Source organism: Effusibacillus consociatus, from assembly GCF_042652925.1.
GTDB classification, from domain to species: Bacteria; Bacillota; Bacilli; order Tumebacillales; family Effusibacillaceae; genus Effusibacillus; species Effusibacillus consociatus.
Window position 1 is genome coordinate 1 of sequence record NZ_JBHSHC010000147.1, and the last position, 14,456, is coordinate 14,456.

The following is a 14,456-nucleotide window of genomic DNA, read 5'->3' on the forward strand; positions in this document are numbered from 1 at the left end:
TATCCCCGTTTTTCCTTGATCTAATTGGATTCATGATTTGTTCAAAGTCGTTCCGTGAATATTTCAGGTATAAATATATTACCGAAGGCGGGTCACAAAGTTCAGAAGAAGCGTCGGGCAGTGCAATGAAAAACATACGTTACCTGTTAACAAAACGTAAGGTGTGGGCAGTATTTATTGGATTTGCAGCCTATGGATATTCATGGTTTTTGTTCCTAACCTGGCTTCCATCATACCTCGCAACTGAGATGAACATGTCAATCTTGAAATCTGGCGGGTACGCGGCGATTCCATGGATTGTAGGTACAATCACAGAAATTGTGATCAGTGGCTGGCTCGTTGATCGTCTCATCAATAAGGGCTATAATAGAACACGTGTGTTCAAAATATTTTTAGTCACGGGCATGATTTTCGGTTTGTCAATCATTGGTGCAGCGTTCACCCATAGCCCAACTATTGCTGTATTTTGGATTTCAATGGCACTTGGTGGTCTTGTAGTTACGTCCGCGGTTGCGTATAGCATCCCAACTTTTATTGCTCCTAAGGGAAGTGTGGGAACTTTGACAGGACTTCTAACCTTTGGAAACATTCGATGGCAATCGTAGCTCCAATTGCCACAGGATTTATCGTTCAAGCCACAGGATCCTTTATGTACGCGTTCCTGGTAGCAGCGATTATTCTGGTCTTCGGGATTCTGAGTTATGCTTTCCTCCTCACAGATTTGGAACCGCTTCCACCTGCGGCTACAGAATCGTCTCAGCATGTCCAGTATGCAAACTAAATGGACAGAAAAGTCGGCTATGTTTCAGTTGGCAAAGGAAAAAGAGATAGAGGACATAAACATCCCCTTTTTTATGCCTTTAAAAAAGAACAAGGCCATCCCCTTAGGATGGCCTTGTTTGTTTTGACATTAGATTTCGAAATCTGGATAAGGTTCGAAGATTAATCATTGTGTGGCTGATAAATATCCCAGGCAAGTTTCAAGGATTCCACAATGTAATCGGCAACTTCCTCAGGATTTAAATTGTCTGTTGAGATTTTCGAATTATGGAGAGAGTATGCAGTTCTTCTCGTTCGAAATACTTGTTCAATCTCTTCTATCGTTTTATTTTGCAATACTGGACGGTTATCAATTATTAACGGAATCCTATCCTGCCAGGAATCCCAGGATAAATCCAGAAAAAAGACGATACAATGAGATAAACAAATTTTTCGAACTTCCTCTTGCAGATAAGCGCCACCTCCTAAAGAAATCACATTTAGACGTGTATTAAGGCAAGTATCAATTATTAGATCCCTTTCGATTTCACGGAATTTCTTCTCACCAAGATCTTCAAAAATTTGAGTAATTGGCATATTGCATTTGTCTTCGATTTCTTTATCTATATCAATAAAGCCTCGATATAATTTTTTAGCCACAAGTGTTCCGATTGTAGTCTTGCCCACACCCATGAAGCCGATCAATACAATGTTTTTTTCACGAATAGGTATCTCACCGATCATTTGTTAAGCTTCCCTTTCAATCCAAAAGTCGATAATACAATGTATACTTATCATAACAGCTTCACACTGAGTGGGCAAAGATTGATTATGATAGTAAAGGAAATATCCAAGCGAGTTCAATTCTATCGCTTGGCCGGTGCCGGATGTCAACGAAAGGAATGACCTTTATGGATGAACCGATTCCGCAGAAGTTTCTTGCGTATTTGCAATATATGAATGAAGAAGACTATTTTGAAGCTCACGAAGTCTTGGAGGATTTGTGGCACAGTGATCGAATCGATTTTTACAAAGGCATGATTCAGGTCGCGGTCGCGATCTTTCACTTGCGAAACGGGAACATCAAGGGGGCGAGATACCTTTTTTCCAGGGCGAAGTCACTAGTAACTCCTTACTTGCCGCATTATAGGCGAATCAACGTGCAGCAGGTGATTGCGTATATTGATGATTGTTTGAAAAAAATTCCGGACGTGATTGAAATGGAACGGGAGGAAGTGGACATGCTGGGAATTAAGGGAATTCGTTTGGAACTTATGGAGGAATCGAGGTAGATGATGAAAAAAGCAACGGTAACTATCTTGCCGAACAATAAAACAGTGAATGTACGTGTAGGTTCGATGTTTCTGACAGCTGCCATGTTGGGGAGGGTAGCAATCCAACACCGCTGTGGAGGGAAAGGAAGCTGCGGAACTTGTAAGGTCAAAGTGGAGAGCGGCACCCCTTTAATTCCACCGACAGAATCTGAACATCGTTTGCTCAGCGAGGAGGAATTATCCGGCGGGTATCGTTTGTCCTGCCAGTGTAAAGTTTCAGGTGATGCAGTGATCACCATTCCGGAATCTCCTCTTGAACGGGTGATCAGACAAAAAATTGAGAGCAGAGATTCGGATTAGCTGCTGGCAGGGATGCAGGTGCTATGATATATTTTGGTAAAATCCGGTTGGGAGACAGAGATGGCCTACGTATACATAATCGAATGCAGCGATGGATCACTTTACACCGGGTATACGGTTGACATACAAAAACGACTGGATGAGCATAACAAGGGCGAAGGGGCAAAATACACACGTGGGCGAGGGCCGGTTCGTCTTCGTTATGTTGAGACCTGCCCGGATAAGTCTGCCGCTATGCGGCGTGAACACGTGATCAAGCAGTTGACTCGTAGACAGAAAGAAGAGTTAATTCGGTCGGTCTGTCTCTTGACCCGAAATGAAGAAGGAGATGGAGTATGATTCAGAGGATTTTAACGATTATCTTGGTTGTTTTTCTCCCCTTAACTGTTATCGGGAATCTGATGCATTTTGATGAGGTTTTATTATTCGCACTGGCTTGCATTACCATTATTCCATTGGCCGGCATTATGGGCCGGGCCACAGAGAGCATTGCCATTCACAGCGGACCGCGTATCGGGGGACTGCTCAATGCAACTTTTGGCAATGCGGTGGAGTTGATCATTGCCTTTCTTGCGCTGCGGGAGGGGCTGACCCAAGTTGTGCAAGCTTCACTGACCGGATCGGTGATCGGAAATTTGCTGTTGGTGGCAGGGCTCAGTTTTCTGGTTGGAGGAATAAAGTACCCGGTCCAGAAGTTTAATCCGTCAATTGCCCGCACTAATTCTTCCATGATGATGTTGGGGGTGGTGATTGCCCTCATTATCCCGGCGATTTTCTCTGCGCAAAATCCGAATATAGCAAATAATTTAAGCATCGGTGTGGCTGTCGTGTCACTGGCTTTGTATTTGTTGGGATTGTACTTTGCTTTGATTACGCATAGGCACGTGTTTCACTTTGCGGGGGATATGGAAGAGGAAGTGGCTGAGTGGTCGATGAAGAAAGCCTCCATCATATTGGCTCTGGCCACTTTGGCGGTCGCCTATGTTTCCGAAACGTTGGTTCACACGATAGAAACCGTTTCCCATACATTGGGCTGGTCAGAAGTGTTTATCGGTGTGATCATTGTGGCTATTATCGGGAATGCGGCTGAACACAGCTCAGCGATATTGATGGCTTGGAAAAACCGAATGGATTTATCCATGGAAATCGCTGTCGGCAGCTCCCTGCAGATCGCTATGTTTGTGGCACCTCTTCTCGTATTTGCCGGCTGGTTTTTAGGTAACCCTTTACCTTTGGTATTCTCCTGGCCGGAGCTTGCGGCGATGAGTTTGGCCGTTTTACTGACAGCCTTTATTGCTAATGACGGGGAGTCACACTGGCTTGAAGGTGCCATGGCGCTAGGTGCTTATTTGATTATCGGAATCGGGTTTTACTTTTTGTAGAGCGAACTTGAAGAAGCAGTTTCTTTTGTACAAGGAAACTGCTTTTTTTATTTTTTTCAAAATGTGTTCAGGCTTACAATTCCAGAAGGATCGGTTGACATTCGTCCCGGAGTTCTATAAAGTAAGTATCATATTAGAATTATTCTAAAGCAAATAAGGTAATGGAGATTCGGGATTATATAGTACGAATCAAAGGAGGAAGCACGCGTTATGAAAAAAGCGATTGTATATTCCAGCACTGGCTGTCCTTATTGTGAGAAGATCAAAAACGATCTCAAGAATTGGGGTATTGAATACGAAGAACGGAACGTTACGGAAAATCCGGATTACTTCAACGACTTGCACGAAAAAGGCATGTTCTCGACACCTGTTACGTTTATTGACGGGGAAGCGTTTATCGGATACCGCCCGAATAAGATGAAGGCATATCTGGGGGTTGAGGAAACAGCAACTCCAAAGAAAAATGATCCCAACCAGGATACGGATGAAATTTTCTCCGTTCTCTCCGATGACATGTTTAAAGAAGTATACGATCTGGCCATCATAGGCTCCGGTCCGGCGGGTGCATCAGCTGCGGTATATGCGGCACGCGGCCGAATGAAGACCATTGTTCTGGACAAAGCGCCGGGAGCGGGGGCACTCGCGATTACACACAAGATTGCCAACTATCCGGGAGTGAATGAAGAAGTAACCGGCTTGGAGCTTGTGGATCGGATCCGCCGTCAGGCGAAAGGATTTGGGGCCACTTTCGTAAGAACATCGGTGCTTTCGACCAACTTGAAAGACGACATTAAAGAATTGAAAACTCCGGAAGGAGTAATCAAGGCAAAGACGGTGTTCATTGCAGTCGGAGCACGAGGAACCAACAAGAAACTAAAAGGCGAGGAAGAGTTTACAGGTCGGGGAGTCAGCTATTGTTCAACCTGTGACGGGGCATTTTTCCAAGATCGGGTTGTCGGTGTATCCGGTGATAATGAGGAAGCTCTGACGGAAGCGATTGCTCTTGCCAAATTTGCAAAGCAGGTGTATTTCTTTATTCCGACCAAGAAATTGCAGGGCGAAGCGGATATTAAAGCGGTCGAAGGCTACAACAACATTGAGGTTCTTTGGCAGCACCGGGTTCGTGAAGTTGTGGGAACCGATAAGTTTGAAGGAGTACTGGTGCAAAAGCCGGATGGCGAACAGGTAACGTATGAGCTTGACGGTGTGTTCTTCTACATGGCGGGGAATAAGCCTAACACCGAGTTTCTCGGCGATGAAATAAAAAGGGACGCAGACGGATATATTGAAGTGGATGAGTTCTTGAAAACAAATATTGACGGTGTATTTGCAGGCGGAGACGCTCGCCGGACACCAGTCAAGCAAGCCGTTGTGGCGGCCGCAGACGGTGCAATCGTTGCGATGGGTGCAGATGCGTATGTGAATAACAGAAACAAACTGCTTCCGCAATACAGCTAAATTATCTGGACTGAACAGACCCCCTGTTTTAGACTCATTGTCTGAAAAAGGGGGTTTCTTTTATGCCAACCCGTGATAATTCTTGAGTATGTTCGCAACATAATTGCGGGTTTCGGTAAACGGCGGGATCCCGTTATACTTGTCCACGTTTCCGGCACCGGCATTATAGGCAGCCAGGGCGAGCGAGACGTTTCCGTTATAGCGGTCCAGCATTTTTTTCAGGTAGCGGGTACCTGCATCAATATTCTGTGCAGGATCATAGGCGTTTGTTACCCCGAGCTCCTTGGCGGTCGACGGCATGAGCTGCATCAGGCCCATTGCGCCGACGGGGGAGGTGGCATCCGGGCGAAAATTGGACTCCTGCCGGATGACCGCTCGGACCAACTTGGGATCAACCCCGTGCTTGGTGGCCGTTTTCTCAATTAAAGCATCGATGTCGCCATGGGTTTGTGAGAACGGCTGCACACGCTTCGAGGAAGCAACTGCCGGAAGCTGTTTCACCATCGATTTCGGGCTCTGTGGAAGTTGAGAAGAGGGGATGCTTGTCTGGGACAGCGCCTGGTCAGCAAGCAAAGTGGTCAGATATTCACTGAATAGCTCTGCGTACCCGGATGGCTGTTCAGAAGAGAGAGGCATTACTTGCAATGCTCGAAGTTGTATGTATGCGCTGATGGTTTTTGGATCCATTGCCTCGTTCGCTCCTTCGTCGGAATCATTACCAACAGTTTACTAGAGAAGCGGATACAAGGTAAACTGAATAGAGTCATAGGTCTTTTGGTATAGGAGGTTCCGGATGAAGCGATTCATGAAGTATTTTGCGAACGGTATTATTACGACCGCGCCGATTGCCCTGGTGTTGTATGTGGTGATTGAGGTGTTCACTTTCCTGGATAACCTGTTGGGGCAATTTTTGAGAGAGCGTTACAAGGGATACATACCGGGGATCGGCTTGTTGATCAGCGTTATCCTCATTACATTGGTGGGATGGTTGGCCACTCGATATATTTCGAAGTCCGTTCTGGGCTTGTTTGAACGTTTTCTCAGCCGGATTCCTGTGGTGAAAAGTTTGTATTCGATCGTGAAGGAGACGATTCAGTCATTCTTTGGAGAGAAGCGTTCTTTTTCAAAGGTTGCGTCAGTACGACTTGCCAACACGTCTATGCGGATGGTTGGCTTTGTTACTTCGGAAGAATTGGAAAAACTGTCCCGTGATTTGGAAGGGCATATCGCTGTCTATGTACCGCAATCGTTTCAGATAGCCGGTTTCACGGTACTGGTTCCGAAAGAGGATGTAGAGATTCTCGATCTGGCTCCGGAGGATGCGATGCGATTTATTCTGTCAGCAGGAGTGAGCGGCCATGATGGAAGCAGGGGAACAGCGTAAAATTTCACTGATTTTGTCTGCGCTGCCGTTTGTCGTGTCCATCGTATCTTTATTTGCCGCACTCTTTCTCTTTCACGATGTCCCGATTTATTTGGCGCTTTTGGCCGGGTGGTTTACAGCCCTGATTATCGCTGTGGCTCATAAATGGAAGCTGCCATCTCTTCTGCTCGCGAGTTATGCGGGGATGAGAAACACTTTTATTGTGGTTACGATTTTACTGTTAATTGGTGGAGTCATTGCGGTTTGGATGGCCAGCGGCACTGTCGCAGGCCTGATCGTCTATGGGATGGGGTTGGTGGTTCCCCAATTTCTGGTGGTGATTGCTTTTCTCCTTACCTTTGGGATGTCCATGCTGCTTGGAACATCTATCGGTACCCTTTCCACTATGGGGATCGCACTCGCGGGATTGGCTCATGTGGTTGGGATTCCAAGTGGCCTAATCGGAGGGGCTCTCATTTCCGGGGCAATGGTGGGGGATCGTACATCTCCGTTGTCCGGCACGTTGCACTTATTGGCTGCCACTGCGAACATCAAGTCAGATGAGACATTTCGCCATATCGTAAGGTCTGCGGTGCCGGTATTTCTGATCTGCCTTGTACTTTATACTTGGCTTGGGTATCAAGCGGTTGACTCCGGTGTTTCTGTGGACGGGAGCGAGCGGGAGATTGCAGGACTGCAGTCTGTTTTCCATCTCCCGTGGGTTGTTTTAATCCCGCCCCTGTTGGTTTTGCTGCTTGCAGGATTGCGAGTGCCGATTCGAACCAATTTGATCTTGGGAATCTTGTTGGGGGGCAGGATTGGCATACTATGTTCAGGGGCGATCACTGGCTGAAATTGCGCTTTTGCTTTGGAACGGATTTTCGATTCGGGCGTCAGATGGAAGTGTGTTACTGCAAGGCGGAGGCATCTGGAACATGTTTCACGTGGTGCTGATCATCTTGTCTGCCGGGGCATTAAACGGAATTTTGGAAGCTTCCGGCATGATGCAGCGCTTGATAGGTGGATTGCTGGAACGAATCGAACGGGAAGGAAGCTTGCTTGTAGCAACCGCGTTGACTTCAATAACCGCAGGTCTGATTTTCTGCAATCAAACGTTGATGGTTCTAATTCCAGGTCGAATGCTGCAGACGAAGTATGAAGAATTACGGGTGAAACCGAAAAATCTGGTCCGCACTCTGGCGGATTCCGGCGTTGTGGTATCTGCGCTAATTCCCTGGAATTTGCATGCGATCCTTTGCTCGACAGCAATGGGGATTGCCACGTTGACGTACTGGCCGTATGCTTATTTTCTCTGGATGCTGCCTGTTTTGACGATTGCCATGGGGTTATTGCGAAGAACTCAATCCAGCCCGGAAGTTCCGGGCACGTATTAAGCAGTTTGACATTGGAACAATAAAAAGATTAGAATTATGTTAAGATATTAAGAAGGGCAGGTGAAGACGATGCAACGGATGGGATTTGAAGAAACAATCGCGGAGCTTCGTGCAAATGGTGTTCGATTAACTCCTCAACGGCAGTGGATTCTGCGGTACCTGAAAGAAACCCACAGTCATCCGACGGCCGAACAGGTTCACCACGAAGTTTCCAAAGCATTGGGCGGCATATCCCTTGCTACCGTCTATAACACCCTGCATACTTTGACCAAAATGGGAGTCATCCGGGAACTGTCCTACGGAGATGGTTCAAGTCGTTTCGACGGGAATGAAACGGAACATGCACACTTGGTTTGTGATCAGTGCGGAACTGTCATTGATATAGAGTCACCCGAGGTAGAACAGATTCTTTCCCCGGAGGCCACAAGAAATGGATTTAACATACGAGCTTACCGGCTCGAGTTCTATGGAGTATGTGAAGATTGTCAAAAGGAACAAGCTGTCGAAAACTAACTGATGTTGATCGCCTGCCTGACAAGACGTGTACCGATGGTGCATGTCTTTTTTGGTGCATTCTGCATATTTGTTTCCTGTATAGTCTATATTGTTTGATAGCCGTGATGGTGGAAATTGTTCGATCACCTGCATGAAGGAGGCATCTGATCATGAAGCAGAGACGCAAAATGAGACCTCGTGATAAGATGATCCTATGGGTCTCGCTATTGTTTGGATTGAGCGGCGCCGGGTATATGCTGTATCTCCAATATCTATATTCAACAGGCAGTATATAAAAAGCTGAATCCCTGATGGTGATTCAGCTTTTGTTTTGGAAACGAACCATTTTAATTCGGCAGCGATCCGGGTAGATCTGCCAGGTGACCCCAGTTTCCATCGATCCCATATAGTTCCCGGCTATATCATTCACATTTCTAGTCGTTACGACTAGTGAGTGTAATTCGCAAATTAAAAATATGGCCGTCAAGGATCTGGAGGAAGGAGATTTTTTGTAAAGTAGGGAACTTTTTCTTATACTGAAACAGGGGAGGGTGTTCAAATGAAGATTCACCATTCGTGATCCGGATGGGAATCAATTGGGTTTTGTGAAAGGGTAATAAATGAAGGAGGGACGATTTATGTTCAAAGACACAGGAAAAACCCCCTGTGAATTGCTTGAAGGGGGTCAACTTCCTAGAACAATTTTTTGGTTCCCTGTTCGTCTTTCAGGATTTCGACCGCCTCGCGGAATCGTTGAGAGTGAATGACCTCCCTTTCACGAAGGAACTTCAAAGCGTCCTGCAGATCCACATCATCGGTCATATCGATCAGCCATTGATATGTGGCCCGGGCTTTTTCTTCTGCCGCAATATCTTCATAGAGATCGGCGATTGGATCACCTTTTGCCTGAATGTAAGCGGCGGTCCATGGCACTCCTGCTGCATTGCTGTAAAAGAGGGCTTTGTCATGAACTGCAAAATGGGCCCCCAATCCGGCAGCTTCCATTTGTTCCGGAGTGGCGTCTTTCGTCAGTTTGTAGATCATCGTTGCAATCATCTCAAGATGAGCAAATTCCTCTGTTCCGATATCCGTCAGAAGGCCGATTACCTTTGGGGGGATTGTGTAACGCTGGTTCAGGTACCGGAGGGCGGCTGCCAGCTCCCCGTCCGCTCCGCCGTATTGCTCCATCAGAAATTTGGCCATCATCGGATCGCATTTGCTGACTCGAACGGGGTATTGAAGCTTCTTTTCATAAATCCACATGTTCGTTCCTCCTTAGACCCTAAACCTCCCAAGGCCATGGGGAATTATTCCACTGCCACGGAGTACCGGAATAGCTGTGACCAAAATGGGTTAACGGGCCATAGTGAGCTTCAAACTCTTGTGCAACTTTCCAACGATCCTGAACGTGTCGGTTATACTGCTGGATGGCATCTCGATCCAGCGGATGGGTATCCAAATACAGGTTGAGTTCAACAAGTACAAAGTCCAAGGCTTGCAATTGCTGAAGAAGTTGATAGTACCGGGGATCCATTGTGCGCTGTTCACTCATTTTTCTCCCTCACTTCCAGAGCATCTCCCCGTCCTTCATAGGGACTGTACAAAATCGGCCACAGAACGCCATGCTTTAACGCTTCCATCGGGGGAAACTGCGGCAAATTCGGCGGTTGGAAACCCAAGAACAGATTGGGAGGCACAATGTAGGTCTTAATGAGTAGGGGAGGGCACGGATCAAACGGACTGACGTAGGGGTGGTAAGCCCGTATCTGGGAATACATAGGATGCAACATCGAAACCTCCTTGCGGGTCAGAGTAGACACTTTACCCTATGTCAAACACCTATGTTCCGGTGATGGGCAGATGCCCAATTTTGTGAACTTACTCTCTTATTGGCTTCCTGTGCTTGCTTCCCCACCGGCAAACCGGGAAGCATGCTTGCTGAGTAGACCGGAGTTTCTTGGTGAGGTCGCCGGTTTCATCCGCTGGATTCCTTGGGAAAGAAACCATGCTATAAATAATTTTATTTTTCATTTTTCTTTTCACCCTCCACTTGAACCTTTGGATTGTACAAATTATTTGTTCGACAAGTATCGGGAATAAAGATCGAAGGTATCGAGTACTTTCTTCATGTTAGCCCGTCTTTGTTCGGTTGAAAGGTCCGAAGCGTACATACCCGCGTTAGCTGCGAGTTCGTCTATATATGCCACGAATGGGATAACGTCTAAATGCCTAATTTTTTCGTAAGTTTCCGTTTCTTTGTCACCGAATGGGAATGCGGGCGCGGGGTCTGGAAGTCCTTTTTCACGCGCTTTTCCTTGCAAAAGAATACGTTGATTCTCAAACTTTGCTTCGGGTACTACTTGCATTAGACTATCAATTTTACTCATCATGTTCGGGGTATCTGCTTCGCCTTTGTCAATAAGATCGCGCATTTCGGCAAGAATCCGCGATACTTCCGATTTCCGAGATACTTCCGATTTCCTACCCAGCTCTGAAACAACCTTGTCCATATCTATAGTCCGTCCGTAAAATGGTTCAGTTTATTCTCGGACTCTTTTTTATAGTTTGAGCGTTTTGCAGAATTAGCAATTCTACAAAAAGCTAAAAGAAAGAGCCGTTTGTAATGGATAGTGTCGCTTTCGTTCTTTAAAGGGTGACAGTCAAAAGGGCATACCTACAGAATTTTAGATTTTGGATGTTTGTTTTTGGTTTAAGCAGCCTGATTTTTAGTTTTTGCCTTAGCAATGGCTAACACCGTTGCCAGCAAAACAATCGCATTGAGATACACATGGGTTTTCACTTTCTCAATGCCTCCAACATGCACATCGTTCGCTGTGAGATACTCTTTCAACCGTGAATTGCAACGCTCTACAGCGGTTCGTTCATTGTAAAGAAGTTTCCAATTCGTTGTATCCCGGTGAGGATTGCAAAACCTACGGATATCCTCCTTAACGTTGACCTTCAAGACCATTCCGTAGTTGGAAGGTGAGCACCAAGTAGTGCCGTGCGGACAGTCGACTTTACCGACCGCATGCGGACAACGGAACTTCAACCAATCACCGTGTGCTCCCCAATAGGTCATCTCGTATCCCATGGAACAACGGGGAGTTCCGTTTGAGGAGAAACCGGCTGGCGGTTCCTTCTCATTCCGAAGATTCAGTGGAATGACCGCTTGAGCTTTATGCTTACGAGCGGCTTCATAATTCTTGAGCTGGTCATACCCGGCATCCATGATGAAGTATTTGACCGTTTTGCCTACCTGTGCAACCACTTTGCTCATCAGCGACGGCGCCATATCTCCGTCATTGACATGGGCGGGCGTCACTTCCAATGCGATGGGCAATTCACTTTTCGTGTCCACGGCAAGATGAATTTTATAGCCAAACCATGTGATCTTATTCCCAAATGAGTCAAATTTGGCATCCCATGAAGCATTTCCGGTTAGTTGACATCGGGATTTCGGCTGTTTTCGCTCAAACGCTCCGATGCCAGCCGCATCGATGGCCGTATGATTCCCGTCGATGATTCCTTCCAATCGACACTGTTGAACAAGATCGTTGAACAGTTTTTCTGCGAGTCCTTTTTGAACAATCCGCAGAAACACACGGCTAAGTGTCGAGACAGAGGGGGCTTCCTGGTCCAAACGAAACCCACATTGGTAGCGAAACCGCAGATCGGAAACAAGTCGGTTCCGAAGGGCAGTAAAAGTAGAAATGCCTTCTAGCGGAGCCACCAGGAGGGCTCGTAATATCGCTTCTCGGTTACAACCTTTGGCTCCTCGGGGTGATGGACTTCTCAATTCCTTGGCATACGGTCGAAGATCTAAAGCAGCAAAAGAATAGGTTTAATCGCTCATGTGACTCAAGTTTTAACAAATCTTCGAAGGAAAATAAGGATTCTTGGAGAATATACAAGTGACTTCCCTCCATGGTGAAAGTGGATGGTTTGCTCACTTGAAACTTTCTCCAAATTGGGGGTGAAGTCCTTTTTTATTCCTCTGAAAACCTTGTGTCACAAGGGCTTAGAATTATGCAAAACTCTCAGTTTAATAACCCATCTTTTGATGTGTTTATTTTTTTTTTTTTGTATGATTGAATTGGATTAAAGGTAGGCTTATTTTCTTGAGAGGCGTTAGCTATTCCAAATCCTATTCCGGATACTAACAGTAATGTTGCTAGTAAAGATTTGTATTTCATAATCCCAAATTTCGAAAGCCCATTATAGAGAGCCTCGATTCGAATGGGAGTTTGTGGGTTGGTCTGGAAATTGGAAGCGTTTTTACATGATATGGTAATTATTTCTCGTTTTTGGGCACACTTCCCCCCTCCCCACCGATACGGGCTCTCGTAGTTTCCATTAAGTTTTTCCCAATTCACTCCAATTGGGCTACCCTTACCATCATCTGCTCCAAGATCCAACGATTGCTGAAAGAATCGGCGATTTTGAGGATCACGGTTCTGCTGTGACTCACCAATATCCCTGCAACTTGTAGAAAGTCCTGACGGAACCGTTGTATCGTAAACCCTTGGTGGATGGGATCACAACAGTCTTTCTTGAAGCGTTGAAACAGGTTATAGGTGAAAAGCTTGATGAGCATGTCGACTTCATTGGCTTCAAAATCGGAACTTGCAATAGCATGTATGGAGAACCCGTTCTTGGCTTCTTTGATCGAATTCTCTACACATGCCCGTTGGTTGTAGAACCGCCAGACATCAATCGGTGACCAATCCAGGTTGGTCACAATCGCTTCGTATTCCCAAAGAAAATCGTACAGTTGCAATTGATCCAAATCATAGCGTTCGGCTTTCCGGATTATCGCAACACGCCGGGGTTTCTTCCATGTGGTAGCCTGATAAATCAGGGCGACTCCTTCAATGACTACATCCTCGTCGACATAGCGCTTCCAATGGTTACAAGTAGAAATCGCATCTTGCAAACGATTTGTCCATTTAAGCTTTCCTACATAGCCGATTCGTTTCTGTTCTCAAAACCGGTAAAACTCTTTGTGAATTTTCACATTGATCCAGCATTGTATTTGCAAAATAAAGCAGCATGAAAGTGGTGTTTTTATGCTCTGTTTTGCAGTTTATTCGAGTATGATTGAAATGGGATTTTCACATTATCACGGTAGTTCGGCTCAGGTTTTTTTCCATAAATAAGCAATCAGGAAATATCCTGACTGCTCGTTTGTCCTTATAGCCCTTGTTTATTGAACAAGATCGCTGTATACTCGCTCTATTCTACTCGAATCCAGTAGCTGACCTCCGGATGCAGATGAAATCGGGTGTTGAAGAAGTAAATCACCCAATCGTGATCTAACTCGATTCGACAAGGAAGAAAAACCGTTCCGACTTTCATCTCAAACGACTCCCCGCAATGCAGAGGAACGGGGTTGGCATAGACGTCATGGATTTCCCAGCGGTCTGTCCGGGTACAGTACAATATTCGGGCCGTCTCTATGGGTTCGCATCCTGCGCGTCACATCCCGTTCTCTTGCGCTGCGATGCGGATCATGTCGGCATCGATTTGTTCGGCCTTACGCAAATACCCGTGCAGGAGGGCGTGTGTGCCAAGTTTGTTGATGAGTCGGGGATACCCTTGCGTTGCAGCCGCAATGGCTTCCATGGCAGAATCGGTGAAGATCGGGTGTTTGGCTCCCGCAGCGTTCATATGGTGTGTGATGTAGCCTTTCACTTCCTCCTTGCTCAGCGGTTCGACATGGTGACTCACAAGCAGCCGCTGGGCAAGCGGGCGGTTGTGGTTCAGCGTCAGCCGATCCCGTAAATACGGTAAGCCGCAAAGCAAAAGCACAAAGGGGTTCGACGAATCCATCTGAAAATTAAACAGCAGGTTCAAATCGCTGAGAAACTGATCCCTGGCCATTTGCATTTCGTCCAGAATGAGCACGGGCGTGATCTTTCGATCTTGATACAAGGTCGTAATCGCCTGTTGAATTTGACGGAACAGATCC

The 14,456-nt window shown here is 46.3% G+C and carries 17 protein-coding genes and 3 pseudogenes; 10 read left to right on the top strand and 10 right to left on the bottom strand.

Features of this window, described 5'->3' with window-relative positions:
* Nucleotides 1-68 precede the first annotated feature (68 nt).
* Nucleotides 69-781: pseudogene (locus ACFO8Q_RS20915) on the top strand (MFS transporter); the annotation flags it as partial.
* 161 nt (nucleotides 782-942) lie between these two features.
* Here ACFO8Q_RS20915 and ACFO8Q_RS20920 read toward each other — a convergent pair.
* Entirely contained in the window at nucleotides 943-1,503 is a 561-nt protein-coding gene (locus tag ACFO8Q_RS20920; RefSeq protein WP_380028733.1) for a shikimate kinase, read from the bottom strand.
* 167 nt (nucleotides 1,504-1,670) lie between these two features.
* Here ACFO8Q_RS20920 and ACFO8Q_RS20925 point away from each other — a divergent pair, with 167 nt between their 5' ends.
* The 5 genes from ACFO8Q_RS20925 (at nucleotide 1,671) to ACFO8Q_RS20945 (ending at nucleotide 5,233) form a co-directional block, all read left to right on the top strand.
* The gene (locus tag ACFO8Q_RS20925; RefSeq protein ID WP_380028735.1) at nucleotides 1,671-2,051 is read left to right on the top strand and encodes a DUF309 domain-containing protein; all 381 of its coding nucleotides are present in this window, start codon (nucleotides 1,671-1,673) and stop codon (nucleotides 2,049-2,051) included.
* A complete protein-coding gene (locus tag ACFO8Q_RS20930; protein ID WP_380028737.1) occupies nucleotides 2,052-2,393 on the top strand; it encodes a 2Fe-2S iron-sulfur cluster-binding protein in 342 nt (113 codons plus the stop codon).
* 60 nt (nucleotides 2,394-2,453) lie between these two features.
* Nucleotides 2,454-2,732, top strand: coding sequence for a GIY-YIG nuclease family protein (locus tag ACFO8Q_RS20935; RefSeq protein WP_380028739.1), 279 nt, complete (start codon nucleotides 2,454-2,456; stop codon nucleotides 2,730-2,732).
* Nucleotides 2,729-3,775 (top strand): calcium/proton exchanger, encoded by a 1,047-nt coding sequence (gene cax / locus ACFO8Q_RS20940; RefSeq protein ID WP_380028742.1) that lies wholly within the window; start codon nucleotides 2,729-2,731, stop codon nucleotides 3,773-3,775. Before ACFO8Q_RS20935 ends, cax begins: the two co-directional genes overlap by 4 nt.
* Before the next feature lie 210 nt (nucleotides 3,776-3,985).
* The gene (locus tag ACFO8Q_RS20945) at nucleotides 3,986-5,233 is read left to right on the top strand and encodes an FAD-dependent oxidoreductase (protein WP_380028744.1); all 1,248 of its coding nucleotides are present in this window, start codon (nucleotides 3,986-3,988) and stop codon (nucleotides 5,231-5,233) included.
* A 60-nt stretch (nucleotides 5,234-5,293) separates the two neighbouring features.
* Here the strand turns inward: ACFO8Q_RS20945 and ACFO8Q_RS20950 are convergent, their stop codons facing one another.
* Nucleotides 5,294-5,920 (bottom strand): lytic transglycosylase domain-containing protein, encoded by a 627-nt coding sequence (locus ACFO8Q_RS20950; protein ID WP_380028747.1) that lies wholly within the window; start codon nucleotides 5,918-5,920, stop codon nucleotides 5,294-5,296.
* Between the two features lie 106 nt (nucleotides 5,921-6,026).
* On the opposite strand from ACFO8Q_RS20950, the gene ACFO8Q_RS20955 reads away from it, so the two are divergent.
* From ACFO8Q_RS20955 to ACFO8Q_RS20970, 4 genes are all read left to right on the top strand, one after another.
* Nucleotides 6,027-6,617, top strand: coding sequence for a DUF502 domain-containing protein (locus tag ACFO8Q_RS20955; protein ID WP_380028749.1), 591 nt, complete (start codon nucleotides 6,027-6,029; stop codon nucleotides 6,615-6,617).
* Nucleotides 6,592-7,449: a Na+/H+ antiporter NhaC family protein gene (locus ACFO8Q_RS20960; RefSeq protein WP_380028751.1), complete on the top strand. Its 858-nt coding sequence runs from the start codon at nucleotides 6,592-6,594 to the stop codon at nucleotides 7,447-7,449. The genes ACFO8Q_RS20955 and ACFO8Q_RS20960 overlap by 26 nt, the downstream gene beginning before the upstream one ends.
* Complete coding sequence (locus tag ACFO8Q_RS20965) at nucleotides 7,415-7,990, top strand: Na+/H+ antiporter NhaC family protein (RefSeq protein WP_380028753.1); 576 nt, start codon at nucleotides 7,415-7,417, stop codon at nucleotides 7,988-7,990. The genes ACFO8Q_RS20960 and ACFO8Q_RS20965 overlap by 35 nt, the downstream gene beginning before the upstream one ends.
* Nucleotides 7,991-8,059: 69 nt before the next feature.
* Nucleotides 8,060-8,503, top strand: a complete 444-nt coding sequence (locus ACFO8Q_RS20970; RefSeq protein ID WP_380028755.1) for a Fur family transcriptional regulator — start codon at nucleotides 8,060-8,062, stop codon at nucleotides 8,501-8,503.
* A gap of 675 nt (nucleotides 8,504-9,178) precedes the next feature.
* Here the strand turns inward: ACFO8Q_RS20970 and ACFO8Q_RS20975 are convergent.
* The 8 genes and pseudogenes from ACFO8Q_RS20975 to ACFO8Q_RS21010 form a co-directional block, all read right to left on the bottom strand.
* The gene (locus tag ACFO8Q_RS20975; protein WP_380028757.1) at nucleotides 9,179-9,748 is read right to left on the bottom strand and encodes a manganese catalase family protein; all 570 of its coding nucleotides are present in this window, start codon (nucleotides 9,746-9,748) and stop codon (nucleotides 9,179-9,181) included.
* Nucleotides 9,749-9,767: 19 nt separating this feature from the next.
* Nucleotides 9,768-10,037, bottom strand: coding sequence for a spore coat protein CotJB (locus tag ACFO8Q_RS20980; protein ID WP_380028759.1), 270 nt, complete (start codon nucleotides 10,035-10,037; stop codon nucleotides 9,768-9,770).
* Nucleotides 10,030-10,263: a spore coat associated protein CotJA gene (locus tag ACFO8Q_RS20985; RefSeq protein WP_380028880.1), complete on the bottom strand. Its 234-nt coding sequence runs from the start codon at nucleotides 10,261-10,263 to the stop codon at nucleotides 10,030-10,032. The genes ACFO8Q_RS20980 and ACFO8Q_RS20985 overlap by 8 nt, the downstream gene beginning before the upstream one ends.
* A 294-nt stretch (nucleotides 10,264-10,557) precedes the next feature.
* Nucleotides 10,558-10,995, bottom strand: a complete 438-nt coding sequence (locus ACFO8Q_RS20990) for a hypothetical protein (RefSeq protein WP_380028761.1) — start codon at nucleotides 10,993-10,995, stop codon at nucleotides 10,558-10,560.
* Nucleotides 10,996-11,195: 200 nt separating this feature from the next.
* Nucleotides 11,196-12,399 (bottom strand): annotated as a pseudogene (locus tag ACFO8Q_RS20995) (transposase).
* A gap of 458 nt (nucleotides 12,400-12,857) precedes the next feature.
* Nucleotides 12,858-13,469 (bottom strand): annotated as a pseudogene (locus tag ACFO8Q_RS21000) (transposase); the annotation flags it as partial.
* 251 nt (nucleotides 13,470-13,720) lie between these two features.
* Nucleotides 13,721-13,927 carry a DUF5348 domain-containing protein gene (locus ACFO8Q_RS21005; protein ID WP_380028763.1) on the bottom strand — a complete coding sequence of 69 codons (207 nt, stop codon included), beginning with the start codon at nucleotides 13,925-13,927 and terminating at the stop codon, nucleotides 13,721-13,723.
* Nucleotides 13,928-13,963: 36 nt separating this feature from the next.
* Nucleotides 13,964-14,452, bottom strand: coding sequence for an ExeA family protein (locus tag ACFO8Q_RS21010; protein ID WP_417323481.1), 489 nt, complete (start codon nucleotides 14,450-14,452; stop codon nucleotides 13,964-13,966).
* Between the last annotated feature and the right edge of the window lie 4 nt (nucleotides 14,453-14,456).

Bases quoted from the DNA above. Each gene is read 5' to 3' on its own strand.
- ACFO8Q_RS20920 (WP_380028733.1), bottom strand. From the start codon at position 1,503: ATGATCGGTGAGATACCTATTCGTGAAAAAAACATTGTATTGATCGGC.
- ACFO8Q_RS20925 (WP_380028735.1), top strand. From the start codon at position 1,671: ATGGATGAACCGATTCCGCAGAAGTTTCTTGCGTATTTGCAATATATG.
- ACFO8Q_RS20930 (WP_380028737.1), top strand. From the start codon at position 2,052: ATGATGAAAAAAGCAACGGTAACTATCTTGCCGAACAATAAAACAGTG.
- ACFO8Q_RS20935 (WP_380028739.1), top strand. From the start codon at position 2,454: ATGGCCTACGTATACATAATCGAATGCAGCGATGGATCACTTTACACC.
- cax (WP_380028742.1), top strand. From the start codon at position 2,729: ATGATTCAGAGGATTTTAACGATTATCTTGGTTGTTTTTCTCCCCTTA.
- ACFO8Q_RS20945 (WP_380028744.1), top strand. From the start codon at position 3,986: ATGAAAAAAGCGATTGTATATTCCAGCACTGGCTGTCCTTATTGTGAG.
- ACFO8Q_RS20950 (WP_380028747.1), bottom strand. From the start codon at position 5,920: ATGGATCCAAAAACCATCAGCGCATACATACAACTTCGAGCATTGCAA.
- ACFO8Q_RS20955 (WP_380028749.1), top strand. From the start codon at position 6,027: ATGAAGCGATTCATGAAGTATTTTGCGAACGGTATTATTACGACCGCG.
- ACFO8Q_RS20960 (WP_380028751.1), top strand. From the start codon at position 6,592: ATGATGGAAGCAGGGGAACAGCGTAAAATTTCACTGATTTTGTCTGCG.
- ACFO8Q_RS20970 (WP_380028755.1), top strand. From the start codon at position 8,060: ATGCAACGGATGGGATTTGAAGAAACAATCGCGGAGCTTCGTGCAAAT.
- ACFO8Q_RS20975 (WP_380028757.1), bottom strand. From the start codon at position 9,748: ATGTGGATTTATGAAAAGAAGCTTCAATACCCCGTTCGAGTCAGCAAA.
- ACFO8Q_RS20980 (WP_380028759.1), bottom strand. From the start codon at position 10,037: ATGAGTGAACAGCGCACAATGGATCCCCGGTACTATCAACTTCTTCAG.
- ACFO8Q_RS20985 (WP_380028880.1), bottom strand. From the start codon at position 10,263: ATGTATTCCCAGATACGGGCTTACCACCCCTACGTCAGTCCGTTTGAT.
- ACFO8Q_RS20990 (WP_380028761.1), bottom strand. From the start codon at position 10,995: ATGGACAAGGTTGTTTCAGAGCTGGGTAGGAAATCGGAAGTATCTCGG.